Raw genomic sequence first — 13,891 nt, forward strand, 5'->3', positions numbered from 1 at the left:
GACGTGCGGCCGGATGCGGCCATGACGACCGGGGCCCGTCATACACGGGGGGCGACGGGGTGGGGTCCACGGGGATGACGTCCACGGCCGATTCCGCGGCCGCGGGCGAAAGACGCAACGCTTCGGACGCCGCGGGCGTGATCGTGCTCGCGGCCTGCGCCGTCTGGTCCTTGATCACGGCGGCCGCGCACGACGGCAGGCCCGAGGGCGTACTGCTGGCGGTTCTCGCGGTGGCGGCCGGATACGCCTCGGGGCGGATCTTCGGGGCGCTCCTGCCGGTCGCCGCGCCCTGTGCCGGCGCGCTTGCCGGACTCGGCCTCGCGATCGCCACTCCCGGCCCGCAGATCACCTCGCAACTCGGTCACACGGGTGCCACGGCAGCGCTGCTGACACTCTCCACCGGCGCCGCGTGCTGCGCAGCCTGGGCGGCCCGCCCGCCCGCGCTGCGCCTCACTCTGCGGCTGCTGGCCGCCGGAGTCGCGGTGACCGCGGCGGTGCTGGGGGCGACCACGGGGTTCGTCACCTGCGCCGGGGTCCTGCTGTGTTCGGTGGCCGCCGCCCGTATGCGCCGTCGCGCCCTCGGGCTCGCGGGACTGGCGCTCACCGCGGCGCTGGTGACCGGAACGACCTGGGCCATCGCCGAGGACGCGCTGCCCGACGGCCTGACCGCCTCTTTGGAGGGGCAGCTGACCCAGCACCGGGTTCTGCTCTGGCACGACGCACTCCGCCTGTCGAGCCAGGATCCGACGCTGGGTGTCGGTCCCGGACGCTACGGAGAACTCAGCCCGACGGTCGCACAATCGCTGCTGCCCGACGGCAAGCCCCACTCCGCGCCACTGCAGCAGGCGGCCGAGCAGGGCTTGATCGGCGTGGCACTGCTCGCGGCGGCGTTCTGCTGGGTCCTGTACGCGCTGTGGCGCACTCCGCGCCCCACGCCGATCGCGCTGACAGCCGGCGCGGCCCTGACCGCGCTGGCCGCCATCGCGTCGATCGGCAACGCGCTGAGCTTCACCACGGTGACGGCGGGGGCGGGACTGCTCGCGGGGCTCGCCACGGCACGGCCGTTGGCCGACGAGGGGCCGGAGAACGTGATGGACACCGTGGAGCGCCCTCGCGGCAACCACGTGGAGCCGTGAAGCGCGGTACGCCAGGCGGGCCGACCCTGGTCAGATCACGGTGCCAGGAGTGGCCGGGCGCAGACGGTCACGGATGATCCGTACCGCCGCCTCCGCGTTGTCCACCGTGATCGTGAACGTGTGGCCGTCCCCGAGGCGCAGCACCACGCCCTCGCCGCGCCGGACGATGACGGCGGTCCCCTTCTCGGGCCGCCAGCGATAGCCCCAGCCGCCCCACTGGCGGGGAGTGACACGGGGCTCGAAGTCGGCACCCACGACGCTGGAGAGCGGAATGCGGCGGCGCGGCAGACCGATGTGGCCGCAGCGCACCTCGACGCAGTCCTTGTCGACCTTCACGGCGACGTGCACGAACGCGAGCGTGCCGAACAGGATCAGCAGTCCGGCCGCGATGCATCCGACCACCGACATCACCAGCGGAGCCGTGCCCGACGTCCACACGGAATCGACGGCCAGCTCGATACCGAGCGCCAGGCATGCGGCACCGCCGAGTGCGGGCAGCCATTGGACGCGGTTGGTCGCTCGCCCGGTCCAGATCTCCGGATGCGTGACTTCGCCGTGGGGGTGGTCCCTCATACCCATGAGACTACTCAGGTTCCGCACCGCGGGCACCGTGTTGCGGAGCGTTACTCCTCCGGGTGGGCGGCCGCCGTACGGAGGGCGTCCCCGCGATGACCGATGGTGACCGTCGGTCAGCGTGCGGGGCTGACCGCCGACAGGAGGCGGCCTTCCTCGTACGCCAGCGCGGTCGCGGGCAGCGCGCCCTCATGGCCGCTGAGGAGGACCGTGACGACGGAGTCGGCGGGAGCCTCGGGGTCCGGGAGCTCGCCAATCCTGCGCAGTGCCTGGGCGGCGACCGCGCCGGCGGACCCGTGCAGGACGAGCGGCGGAAGGCCGGGCTGCTGCACGGCCGCGCGGATACGCTCGGCGACCAGCTCGTAATGGGTGCAGCCCAGAACGACGGCCCTTACATCCGCAGGGGTGCGCTCCGCGGCCGCGGCGATCGCGGCGTCGATGGCCGGCTGGTCCGCGTGTTCCACGGCGTCGGCGAGCCCGGGGCAGGCCACTTCGGTGACGGTCACTCCGTCCGCGAACTCGCGGATGAGTCCTCGCTGATAGGGGCTGCCGGTGGTGGCGGGTGTGGCCCAGATCGCGACGGGTCCGCCGCCCGCCGCGGCCGGCTTGATCGCCGGGACGGTGCCGATGACGGGCACCTCCGGCTCCAGACGGGCGCGCAGCGCGGGCAGGGCGCGCACGGAGGCGGTGTTACAGGCGACGATGAGCGCGTCCGGCCGATGCTCCGCGGCGGCCTCGGCGACAGCGAGGGCGCGTGCGGTGACGTCCTCCGGCGTACGCGGCCCCCAGGGCATGCTGCCGGGGTCCGAGGAGAGCACGAGATCGGCATCCGGCCGCAGTCGACGTACCGCGGCGGCAGCAGCGAGCAGTCCGATTCCGGAGTCCATGAGCGCGATCTTCACCCGGTCACCATAGACGATCCGCCCCAACGGTCGGCCGGGGTGGGGCAGACTGCGGCGGGTGAGCGCCGTTGTGTGGACCGCCGTGGGATCACTGGCCGCATGGCTGTGGCTGCTGCTCGGCCAGGGCTTTTTCTGGCGTACGGATGTACGGCTGCCGCCGCGTCGGGATCCGGACGACTGGCCGTCCGTCTGCGTCGTCGTACCCGCGCGGGACGAGGCCGCTGTTCTGCCCGCGAGCCTGCCGTCGCTCCTCGCGCAGGACTATCCGGGGCGGGCCGAGGTCTTCCTCGTCGACGACGGAAGCTCCGACGGCACCGGAGAACTCGCCCGTGAGCTCGCTCGCACCCACGGCGGCCTGCCACTCACGGTCGACTCGCCCGGAGAGCCGCCCGCGGGCTGGACGGGCAAGCTCTGGGCCGTACGCCACGGAATCGGCCTGGCACGCGCGCGTGGACCCGAGTATCTGCTGCTTACGGACGCGGACATCGCCCATGACGCCGACAGCCTGCGGGAGTTGGTGGCGGCCGCCCGCACCGGTGGCTTCGACCTCGTCTCGCAGATGGCCCGGCTGCGCGTGGAGAGCGTGTGGGAGCGGCTCGTGGTGCCGGCCTTCGTCTACTTCTTCGCACAGCTCTATCCCTTCCGGTGGATCGCGGTGAAGGGCTCACGGACGGCGGCCGCGGCGGGCGGCTGCGTCCTGCTCCGTACCGACGCCGCCGAGCGGGCGCGGATCCCGGACGCGATCCGGCATGCCGTGATCGACGACGTGGCGCTCGCCCGGGCGGTCAAGCGCGGCGGCGGCCACATCTGGCTGGGGCTCGCCGAGCGGGTGGACAGCGTGCGGCCGTACCCACGGCTGCACGATCTGTGGCGGATGGTCTCGCGCAGCGCGTACGCCCAGCTGCGGCACAATCCGCTGCTGCTCGTCGGCACGGTCGCCGGCCTGACCGTGGTGTACCTGGTTCCGCCGGTCGCTCTCGTCGTGGGCCTTGCCGCGGGGAACGCCTGGGCGGCGACCACCGGAGGGCTCGCCTGGCTGCTGATGACGGCCACGTATCTGCCGATGCTCCGCTATTACCGGCAGCCGTTGTGGCCGGCTCCGCTGCTGCCGGCCACGGCGTTCCTGTACCTCCTCATGACCGTCGATTCGGCGGTGCAGCACTACAGAGGGCGCGGCGCGGCCTGGAAGGGCCGCACCTACACACGCCCCGACACCGCCCTCGACGAGAGCTGATCGCTCACTTCCTGCCGGGGGTCCAGTTCATGCCCCACCCGTAGGCGTGGTCGACGGTGCGCTGGGGGCTCACGCCGCGCTCGGGGACCAGGTAGCGGGCCTCGCGCTGGACGACCAGGTCGCCGCCGTTGTTGGTGATGAGGGCGAGGGCGCAGACGGTCGAGGGCACCGTGCACTCGTCGAGAGAGAAGTCGACCGGCGCGCCGCCGAGCGGCTGGAGGGTGACCGTGGCGTGCAGGTCGGCGAAGGAACGCGCTCCTTCGTAGATAGTCACGAAGATGAGGATGCGCCGGAGGCTCTGCTTGTGGTCGAGGTTGATGGACAGGTTCTCGCCGCTGGTCACGGCGCCGGTGCGGTCGTCGCCGTCCAGATAGATGTACGGCGGCTGGTGCAGCGCCCCGAAGGCGTTGCCGAGCGCCTGGACGACGCCTTTGCGGCCGTCGGAGAGCTCGTACAGGGCGCACAGGTCGAGGTCGAGGTCCGCGTGCATCGCGACGGCCCGTCCCCGCTTGCTGCCCCACCCGGAGAACTGCTTGCGCACCTGCCAGTTGAGGTTCACGCGCATCGTGCCGGAGGTGCCGCCCTGTTTGGTGAGCGAGACCGAGGGAGCCTCCTTGGTGAGCGTCACCTTGGAAAGGCGGACCGGAGCCGTGGGTGCCGCGGGCGGGGCGGGCGGCGGAGCCATCGGGGGCGGCGGCATGGTGACGGGCGGCGCGACCGGCGGCGGCATGGTCACCGGAGGAGCCACGGGCGGTGGCGGACCCTGCACACGGGTACCGGGCGCCGGAGGTATGGCGGCGGACGGCGCCGCGTGCTGCGGCTCGTCCACCGTGATCCCGTAGTCCGTGGCCAGTCCTTCGAGTCCGCTGCTGTAGCCCTGCCCGACGGCCCGGAACTTCCAGGCGCCCTGGCGCCGGTAGAACTCGCCGAGCACAAAGGCGGTCTCGACGGTCGCGTCGGCACTGTCGAAGCGCGCGACCTCCGTGCCCTGCTGCGCGTCGAGCACCCGGATGTACAGCCCGGGAACCCGCCCGAAGGTGCCGCCGTCAGCGGAGGCGGCCAGCACCACGGTCTCGATGGCGGGCTCCACGCGCGCGAGGTCGACGACCAGCGCGTCGGTCACCTGACCGCCCGCGTCCCGCTTGCCCTCGTGCCGCACTGCACCGGAGGAGTGCGCCGGCTGGTTGTAGAAGACGAAGTCGCCGTCCGAGCGAACCTTTCCGGACACCAGCAACAGCGCCGAGGCATCCGCGTCGGGCACCCCCGGTCCTGAACGCCAGCCCAATTCGACGCGCAGTGCAGTCGTCGGCACGGGAACATTCGATCCCTTAGGCATTGACATGTACGCCCCCATCACGTGTCTCCGCGCCGGGCCGCGCCTCAGGCAGACCGCTGGCTCCGTTCCCGCCCAACCTAATCCCCCGGCCCCCCGAACTCCCATGACCCGCACAGGAAGATCCGTGGTCAACCGCCGGTAACCCACCACGAACTCGGCCTTTACACGATCCGAGCGCCGTTTGACGCCCTTTTTTGCCGAGTTCGCTCGCATTGGGGATCCCGCGTCACTGCCGACACGGAAAACAACCCTCTTATCGGTCTCCCCAACCAGCACATCGTGGGCTTAACTTATGTGCCATGACCTCCCCCCGCTCCACCTATGGCGGCGGTTACTACTCCGCGCCGTCCTTCTTTCCGGACACCCCGATCTACGACTCTCTCGTCGCCGAGCGGGGCACCCCCCAGATCGCTCCGATCCGGGTTCCCTCCGCCTACGACACGGGCAGCCATCTGCCCGCGCTCCCGTCGGCACTTCCCGCCCTTCCGGCCGGGCCCTCGCACCAAGCTCCCTCGTACGGCTACCCGCAGGCCCAGCAGCCCGCGCCGCTGCAGCAGGCCCCCGCGCCGTACATCCCCCAGCAGGTTGCGGGACCGCGCGGTTATCCGGGAGCCCAGCAGCAGCCGCAGCGTCCGATGGGGACCGGAACCGGCTACGAGGCGATGCGCCCCGCGGCACCCCGTCCCGCTCCGGCTCCGTACCAGGACCCGTACAACAACCAGCAGTACCGCGGCTACTGAGTAATTCACGCCGGATTGTCGGTGCCTGCTGGCAGCATGGCGGACATGGGGAATGCGGAGCTGCACTCGATCCATGTCCATCCGGTGAAGGCGTTCCGGGGCCAGTCGCCCCGGGAGGCCGTCGTGGAGCCCTGGGGGCTGGCCGGAGACCGGCGCTGGGTATTGATCGACGACGGGGGAAAGGTCGTCACGCAGCGCCAGCAGCCACGTCTGGCCCTGGCCGCCGCCGAGCTGCTGCCCGGCGGCGGCATACGGCTGTCCGCGGAGGGCCGTGAGCCGGTCAGCGTTCCCGTGCCCGAGCCGATCGGCACGACGACGCTCGACATCTTCGGGGACAAGGTGGAAGCCGTCCTCGCCGACGCCGCCGCGCATGACTGGTGCAGCGACTATCTGGGCGCCGAGGTGCGCCTCGTCCACATGGACGATCCCGCCATACGCCGACCCGTCGACCCGGACTTCGCGCGCCCGGGCGAGACCGTCAGCTTCGCCGACGGCTATCCGCTGCTCGTCACCGCACTCGCCTCGCTGCAGGCCCTCAACTCCTTGATCGCGCAGGGCGACCACGCCCATGAGGGTCCGCTCCCGATGAACCGTTTCCGGCCGAACGCGGTCGTGTCCGGCACGGCCGCGTGGGCCGAGGACGACTGGTCCCGGATCGCCATCGGCGAGGTCACCTTCCGCGTCGCCAAGATGTGCGGCCGATGCGTCGTGACCACGACCGACCAGACAACCGCCGAGCGCGACAAGGAGCCCCTGCACACCCTCGGGCGCCACCGCCGCTTCGGCGGCCAGTTGGTCTTCGGGCAGAATCTGGTGCCCGAGTCCCCCGGCACGGTGCGCGTCGGCGACCCGGTCACCGTCCTCGAATAGCCCGCGCGATCGTGTTGCGTGAATGTGCGCGCAGGGAGGGAACCCGGGCCCCGGGCACGATCGTTGAGACTTCGTGAGAAGTTCATGAGAGGCCCAGGGGCAGGGTGATTTCGCTCTCTCTTCCCCGACCTCTCGGGTGAACGGCTCCGCTGCGGGTTATCACGGACGCGGAAGGGGGTGCGGGACGGTGCGAACAATCAGCGGACTCTGGCGCTGGCGGCACAATCCGCTGCGCCGCACGACCGATCTGGTCGAGGCCTGGCTGGCCCTGGCGGCCGTGCTGCTCGTCCTCGTCGCCGCTCCCCTCATCGGCTCCCTCGTCGGGGCCGCGGCCCAGGACGCGTTGCAGCAGTCCGTGCGGGACCAGCGGCAGAGCCGCCACGAGGTGGCGGCCACCGTCGTCAAGAAGCTGTCCCGCGGCCCGCTGAATCCCGACCCCGAGACATCCTCCGGTCGGGACGCCCACAGCCGCGTCCTCGCCGACTGGACGGCACCGGACGGCACCGCGCGTCACGGCACGGTGATAGCCACCCTCAAGTCCCCCCATCACGGCGACCACTTCACGATCTGGACCGACCTGCACGGCCGAATAGTCGGCCGCCCGCTGGACAGCGCCACCGCGACGACACACGCCGTGCTGGCCGGATTCGGCGCGGCGCTGATGTGCGTGGGGCTCGTCGAGGGCGGCAGGCGGCTGATCGTCTGGCGCATGATCCTTCGGCGGTACGCCCGTTGGGACCAGGCCTGGGACAAGGCGGGCCCCGACTGGGGCAGGACCGGCACCGGCAGTTGACGGCCTTCCCGCTCCGGTCAACCAGGCGTCCCGGCGCACGCTACGGTGGACCGGCCGAAGTGTTCGGCACCGCCGTGAGAGGCTGTCCTTGATCCCGACGGGCTTTCAGTACGGCCTCGCAGGACCCGCGTACGACGAGGTGGGGGCACAGCAGCGCCATGGCACAGGGCACGGTCCAGGTGACGCACACCGGCACCTCGCGGTGGCGGCGCCGCACGGGAGAGTACGCATCGCTGGCCGCCGCCCTGGAGGCCGCGGCAGACGGCGATGTGCTCACCGTCGCTCCCGGCACCTACCGGGAAAACCTGGTGGTGCAGCGCGCGGTGACACTGCGTGGCCCCGAGGGCTCCCCGGGCTCCGTGCGCATCGCGCCCGTGGACGGGGTGCCGCTGACCGTGCGCGCCTCGGCCGTGGTCCAGGACCTGCACGTGGAGGGCCAGGACTCGGCTGCCCCCGCACTGCTCATCGAAGAGGGCACTCCGGAACTCCTGGACGTACGGATCGTCACGCGGTCGGCGGCCGGGATCGAGGTGCGCGGCGGTGCCCGACCGACCGTGCGCCGCTGCACGGTCGACAACCCGGCCGGTGTCGGCATCGCCGTACTCGACGGCGGCGGTGGGGTGTTCGAGGAGTGCGAGGTCGTCGCCGCCGGTCAGTCCGGCGTCGCGGTCCGCGGGGGCGCCCATCCGCGCCTGGAGCGCTGCCGGGTGCACCACACCTCCGGCGCGGGCCTCTCGGCCACTGGGGAGAGCTCGTCCCTGGAGGCGGTCGGCTGCGAGGTGTACGAGGTCAAGGGCACCGGGGTGCAGATCACCGGGCGGGCCACGGCTCATCTCACCGACTGCGATGTGCACCGTACGACCGCCGACGGGGTCACGCTCGACACCGACGCGGTGCTCACGCTCGCCGACTGCCGTATCCACGACATCCCGGAGAACGCGGTCGATCTGCGCTCGCGCTCGGTGCTCACGCTGACGCGCACGAGCGTGCGGCAGTTCGGGCGCAATGGTCTGTCGGTCTGGGACCCGGGCACGCGCGTGGACGCCAATCAGTGCGAGATCTTCGACAGCACCGGCGACTACCCCGCGGTGTGGGTCAGCGACGGCGCGACCGCGGTACTCGACTCGTGCCGCGTACACGACGTCCCGGACGCCCTGTTCGTCCTCGACCGCGGTTCACGCGCGGACGTCGTCGACAGCGATCTCTCCCAAGTGCGCAACACGGCCGTCTCGGTGAGCGACGGCGCCACCGCGCAGCTGGACGACTGTCGAATCCGGGACGCCGCGACCGGCGCCTGGTTCCGTGACCACGGCAGCGGCGGAACCCTGTCCGGCTGCACCGTGGACGGCACGCAGACCGGTGTGATCGTCACCAAGGGCGCCGATCCCACCATCGAGCGCTGCACGGTCACTTCACCGGCCGAGGCGGGCTTCTACGTGTCGGCGGGGGGCCGCGGCAGCTTCCTCAACTGCCGGGTGAACGACAGCGGGGGCTACGGCTTCCACGTGATCGACGGCTGCCGCGCGACGTTGAAGAAGTGCCGCACGGAGCGGTGTACCCGCGGGGGTTACGAGTTCGCCGACGGCGGCGCCCAGGGCTCGGGCGGCGGCCCGGTGGTCGAGGACTGTACGAGCGACGAGAGCGCCGGACTGCGTACCCCGGCGCCCGAGACCGCCGTACAGACATCGAGCCCGTCGCCCGGCCTGCTGGGGGCGATCCCCGGTCAGCGCACCACGGAGCAGGAGCCTCTCGTCGCCGCCACGGAGCCGGTGCAGCCGGCGCGCACGTCGAAGGCCGTTCTCGGAGAACTCGACGCGCTGGTGGGCCTGGAGAGCGTCAAGCGCGAGGTGCGGGCCCTCACCGACATGATCGAGGTGGGCCGCCGCCGGCAGCAGGCGGGCCTCAAGGCGGCCTCCGTCCGGCGCCATCTGGTCTTCACAGGCTCCCCCGGCACGGGCAAGACGACGGTCGCCCGGCTGTACGGCGAGATCCTCGCCTCGCTCGGCGTCCTCGAGAAGGGCCATCTCGTCGAGGTGTCCCGGGTGGATCTGGTCGGCGAGCACATCGGCTCCACCGCGATCCGCACCCAGGAGGCCTTCGACCGGGCGCGCGGCGGCGTGCTGTTCATCGACGAGGCGTACGCGCTGTCGCCGGAGGACTCGGGCCGCGATTTCGGGCGCGAGGCCATCGACACGCTGGTGAAGCTGATGGAGGACCACCGGGAGGCCGTGGTCGTCATCGTCGCGGGCTACACGGCCGAGATGGAGCGCTTCCTCTCGGTCAACCCCGGTGTGGCGTCGCGCTTCTCACGGACCATCACCTTCAGCGACTACGTCCCCGAGGAACTGCTGCGGATCGTGGAGCAGCAGGCCGAGGAGCACGAGTACCGGCTGGCCCCGGGCGCGGCCGAAGCGCTGCTGAAGTACTTCACGGCGATCCCGAAGGGACCCGCGTTCGGCAACGGCCGCACCGCACGGCAGACCTTCGAGGCAATGGTCGAGCGGCACGCGGGGCGGGTCGCCCAGTTGGCCGAGCCGAGCACGGACGACCTCACGCTGCTCTATGCGGAGGACCTGCCGGAGCTGCCCTGAGACGCGCCTCAGGGCAGCCGTCCTGAGGCGCACCGCCGGGACAGCCGACCTGAAGCATGCCCACCGGACAGCCGGCCCGGAACACGCCCACCGGTCAGCCGTCCTGAAGCGCACCACCGGACAGCCGGCCCGGAGCACGCCCACCGGTCAGCTGCTCTCGAGCACACCGCCGTCGTCGTCCCGCGCACGCGGGGCGGGGACGTCCGGCCTCAGTCGTCTCAGCAGCCGTTCCCGTTCGTCCGCGAAGGCCGGGTCCGCCTGGTAGTCGGAGTGGCCGAGGATCGGCGCGGGCAACGGCTGCCGCTCGGTGCGGCCGTAGGCGAGCGGATCCTTGAGGGGCTCACGGTCGACCTGGGGGCCGCAATCGCCGGGCAGCCGCACGGGGCCGCCGATGGGGTCGGTCAGGCGGTACAGATTGCGCCAGCAGGCGACCTCCCGGTGCAGCGAGGTGAGGGCGGCCGGGCCGAAGTGGGCGGGGAACCAGCGCCCGTACAGGCGCTCCAGGGGTGAGCCGTAGGTCAGCAGCGCGACCCGTTTGCGTACCGACGGCTTCAACTGCCAGGCCGCGGCGGCCGCGAGGACGCTGCCCTGGGAGTGCCCGGAGAGCACGAGCCGTCCGCCGGTGGCGCGGATCCAGGTGGCCATGCGCCAGGTCAGGTCGGGCACGGCGCGCTCGGCGTAGCAGGGTGGCGCGAAGGGGTGGGCGGCGCGCGGCCAGAACGTGCCGACGTCCCACAGGATGCCGATGGTGCGACGGGCGGCGGGGTCCTTGTAGGCGCGACGCCCCCAGGTGACGAACAGTATGAAGCCGAAGCCGATCAGCCAGGAGCCGAGCGCCTGCGCTGTCTCGGCGGCGCCCTGAACAAAGGCGTATGCCCCCTGCGCGGCCTCGCCAGGGGTGTCCTCGGTCGCCAGGGCGCCCGCCAGGGCTCCGGCGCCCAGGAGCAGCGTGACGGACGAGATGACGCCGACCATGCGGGGCGCCCGATCGGTGAGGGCGGCCATCGCGCGGGTGCCGGCGATGCGGCGCGTGCGGGCGGTGTCCTTGGGCTCTCCCTTGTAGTCGAGTTCCACGGTCTCCATCTCCCGGCCGCGCAGCTGCCAGGAGCGCCGGGCCAGCCAGCCGACGAGGGCCGCCAGCACGACGAGTAGCGGGGGGATCACGGAGGCCTGCCAGGTCAGCAGGACGGGCGGGCCCGGGAGCGACTCCCGGGTGCCGTCCAGCCAGTCGGCGACGCGCTGGGACACTCCGCCGGACATCACGCCGCCCAGCGCACAGGCGAGCATCGCGACGGCGGGACCGGCGAGGCCACGCATCGCGGTGCGCGTGTCAGGACGGGCGCGGTACAGGATGCGGGCCACCACGCCGAGCACGATGACAAGCAGACCCTGTACGAGGGCGATGCCTCCGAACGTCATGTCGCCGGGCAGCCGCCCCGTCGAGTGCCAGTCCGGGCGCGACCACCCGGCGTACACCAGGGTCAGGGCGAGCAGAGCGATCGAGCCCACGGGCAGCCAGCGTACGAGGGTCTGGTCCAGTTCCTGATCCAGCCGGTTCTCGCTGCGGCCACGGCGGCACACCACCCACAGCACAACGGCTGCGCCCACGACAAGGGTTGCGTCCAGGAGCCGTCCCAGCACGCCGAGTACGGCAGGGCCGCCGGAGAGGCGGTCGTAGCGGGCCGCGGAGGTACCGACCGCCGCTGCGACCGTCAGGAAGCCCGCGGCAGTGTGCGCCGCACGCAGCCGGGCCACCAGACGGCGCCCGTACCAGAACCCGGGCCTGCCGAGCCCGGTGCGGCCGGTCTCCTCGTCGGGCTCGGCCTTGCGGGACATCGGCTGCTGCGACTCGTACGCGCTCCAGGTGCGGTGGGACAGGTACCACAGGAGACCGGTCAGGGCGGCGGGCACCAGGCAGGCCAGGGCGAGGCGCCGACCCGGCTGGCTCCACCAGCCGCCGCCGGACACGTCCGGTGAGAGGAACCCCAGCCAGGAGTGCTCCTTTACGCACGCGCGCGTGCCCGCGCACTGCCAGGCGGTCAGGTCGAGGGCGACCTCGCAGGCGGCGGCCACCAGCAGCACGGTGAGGGTCAGTCCGGTGAGGCGGACCAGCAGGCCGTACAGGCGGACCACCCGTTTCCGGCCGCGGGTGGTGGGGCGCATCCAGTGCGCGAGGTTGACCACCATGAAGGGCAGAAGTAACAGCCACAGAGCACGGGCGCCGTTGCCGGAGGTGAGATTGCACCACACATAGGCCTCACGCACCGGTTCGCCCCGGTAGTCCTCGGGACGCTGCTCCGCGTCGGCGTCGTCGGCGCGTCGGAAGACGGCCGCCGTCGCGTCGCCGGTGATCCGAACCGTCCGTGGATCGTTGAGCATCTCCTCCGGTGTGGTCCCGCCGACCCCGTGGACCAGGAGTTCAAGAGCGGTCCCGGCCCCTTCGGACCGCTGTGCGGGGCTGTCGAGCTCCCCCGTCGAGGCATGTTCCCGTGCACGTTCCACTGTCTTTGCACTTCCCCCGTGCCGCGTGTGGCGTGTGTCATGTGCAGGCACAAGGATCTCCACTCCGAGCGGTGTGCACACCCGTAGTCACGGAATCTCCCCGATACGTGTGACAGTGGCGGCACGGGAGGGTCCCGGTGTCCGTGCGGTGCAGTGGCGCGACTGTCGGTGACCCGTGCGAGGATGGGGCGTCCTCAGGACCTCGGACAAGGAGAATGTCCACGTGGGAGTGGGTTCGGACGGAGTGTCGGGCAGCCAGTGGCGAAGGGACCGGAGCGGACGTGAGTGAGAATCAGAACCTCCTCGCGGAGCAGCGCCGCGCCCTGATCCTGGACGAGGTGCGCCGCCGCGGTGGCGTCCGCGTGAACGAACTGACCCGCAAGCTCGGCGTCTCCGATATGACGGTCCGACGCGACCTCGACGCCCTCGCCCGTCAGGGCGTCTTGGAGAAGGTGCACGGCGGCGCGGTGCCGGTGGTCGAGGCGAGTACGCACGAGCCGGGCTTCGAGGCCAAGTCGGGTCTGGAGCTGACCGCCAAGGAGGACATCGCGCGCGCCGCCGCCGCGTTGGTCGCCCCGGGTTCGGCGATCGCGCTCTCGGGCGGTACGACGACGTACGCGCTGGCCCATCAGCTCCTGGACGTCCCGGACCTCACCGTCGTCACCAACTCGGTGCGCGTGGCGGATGTGTTCCACTCCGCGCAGCGCACCTCGGGCCAGCGGCAGGGCGCCGCCACGGTCGTCCTGACCGGTGGGGTGCGTACGCCGTCCGACTCCCTCGTCGGGCCCGTCGCCGATCAGGCCATCGCGGCGCTCCACTTCGACGTGCTCTTCCTCGGCGTGCACGGGATATCGGTCGAGGCGGGCCTGTCGACACCGAACCTGGCGGAGGCCGAGACCAACCGGCGGCTCGTGCAGTCGGCGCGCCGTGTCGTCGTGGTCGCCGACCACACCAAGTGGGGCACGGTGGGCCTGAGTTCGTTCGCCGCGCTGGAACAGGTCGACACGCTGGTCACCGACGCCGGACTGCCGGCCGAGGCACGCGTGGAGATCTCGGAACACCTGAGGCGCCTGGTGGTGGCCGGTGAGCCCGGAGACGGTACAGACATCTGACGGTCCGCCAGCTATGGTGACGCTGCTCCGCGCCGCCGGTGACACCGTTCGCGCCGCCCTTGGTGCGGGCAGACCCTGGTCATCGCCCACTGCCGCCCGGGG

The 13,891-nt window shown here is 71.8% G+C and carries 11 protein-coding genes; 7 read left to right on the forward strand and 4 right to left on the reverse strand.

Annotated elements, in window-relative coordinates; translation table 11 throughout:
- Positions 1-74: 74 nt before the first annotated feature.
- Positions 75-1,136 (forward strand): O-antigen ligase family protein, encoded by a 1,062-nt coding sequence (locus tag IEY95_RS01755; protein WP_189184001.1) that lies wholly within the window; start codon positions 75-77, stop codon positions 1,134-1,136.
- Between the two features lie 30 nt (positions 1,137-1,166).
- On the opposite strand, the gene IEY95_RS01760 is transcribed toward IEY95_RS01755, so the two are convergent.
- Positions 1,167-1,709, reverse strand: a complete 543-nt coding sequence (locus tag IEY95_RS01760) for a hypothetical protein (protein WP_189184002.1) — start codon at positions 1,707-1,709, stop codon at positions 1,167-1,169.
- A gap of 116 nt (positions 1,710-1,825) precedes the next feature.
- A complete protein-coding gene (locus IEY95_RS01765) occupies positions 1,826-2,611 on the reverse strand; it encodes a glutamate racemase (RefSeq protein WP_229702508.1) in 786 nt (261 codons plus the stop codon).
- A gap of 58 nt (positions 2,612-2,669) precedes the next feature.
- Between IEY95_RS01765 and IEY95_RS01770 the strand changes: the two genes are divergently transcribed.
- Positions 2,670-3,845, forward strand: a complete 1,176-nt coding sequence (locus tag IEY95_RS01770; RefSeq protein WP_189184003.1) for a glycosyltransferase — start codon at positions 2,670-2,672, stop codon at positions 3,843-3,845.
- 4 nt (positions 3,846-3,849) lie between these two features.
- On the opposite strand, the gene IEY95_RS01775 is transcribed toward IEY95_RS01770, so the two are convergent.
- Positions 3,850-5,187, reverse strand: a complete 1,338-nt coding sequence (locus IEY95_RS01775) for a TerD family protein (protein WP_189184004.1) — start codon at positions 5,185-5,187, stop codon at positions 3,850-3,852.
- Positions 5,188-5,480: 293 nt separating this feature from the next.
- Here IEY95_RS01775 and IEY95_RS01780 point away from each other — a divergent pair, with 293 nt between their 5' ends.
- From IEY95_RS01780 to IEY95_RS01795, 4 genes are all read left to right on the forward strand, one after another.
- The gene (locus tag IEY95_RS01780; protein ID WP_189184005.1) at positions 5,481-5,921 is read left to right on the forward strand and encodes a DUF6643 family protein; all 441 of its coding nucleotides are present in this window, start codon (positions 5,481-5,483) and stop codon (positions 5,919-5,921) included.
- A 45-nt stretch (positions 5,922-5,966) separates the two neighbouring features.
- Positions 5,967-6,791 carry an MOSC domain-containing protein gene (locus IEY95_RS01785; protein ID WP_189184006.1) on the forward strand — a complete coding sequence of 275 codons (825 nt, stop codon included), beginning with the start codon at positions 5,967-5,969 and terminating at the stop codon, positions 6,789-6,791.
- Between the two features lie 187 nt (positions 6,792-6,978).
- Complete coding sequence (locus IEY95_RS01790; RefSeq protein WP_189184007.1) at positions 6,979-7,584, forward strand: Rv1733c family protein; 606 nt, start codon at positions 6,979-6,981, stop codon at positions 7,582-7,584.
- A 158-nt stretch (positions 7,585-7,742) separates the two neighbouring features.
- On the forward strand, positions 7,743-10,175 hold the full coding sequence (locus IEY95_RS01795) for a right-handed parallel beta-helix repeat-containing protein (protein WP_189184008.1): 2,433 nt from the start codon (positions 7,743-7,745) through the stop codon (positions 10,173-10,175).
- A gap of 147 nt (positions 10,176-10,322) precedes the next feature.
- Here IEY95_RS01795 and IEY95_RS01800 read toward each other — a convergent pair whose 3' ends face one another.
- On the reverse strand, positions 10,323-12,677 hold the full coding sequence (locus IEY95_RS01800) for a hypothetical protein (protein ID WP_189184009.1): 2,355 nt from the start codon (positions 12,675-12,677) through the stop codon (positions 10,323-10,325).
- Positions 12,678-12,958: 281 nt separating this feature from the next.
- On the opposite strand from IEY95_RS01800, the gene IEY95_RS01805 reads away from it, so the two are divergent.
- The gene (locus IEY95_RS01805) at positions 12,959-13,789 is read left to right on the forward strand and encodes a DeoR/GlpR family DNA-binding transcription regulator (RefSeq protein ID WP_189184010.1); all 831 of its coding nucleotides are present in this window, start codon (positions 12,959-12,961) and stop codon (positions 13,787-13,789) included.
- The last annotated feature ends 102 nt before the right edge of the window (positions 13,790-13,891 follow it).

The sequence above is a fragment of the Streptomyces albiflavescens genome, assembly GCF_014645835.1.
GTDB lineage: Bacteria > Actinomycetota > Actinomycetes > Streptomycetales > Streptomycetaceae > Streptomyces > Streptomyces albiflavescens.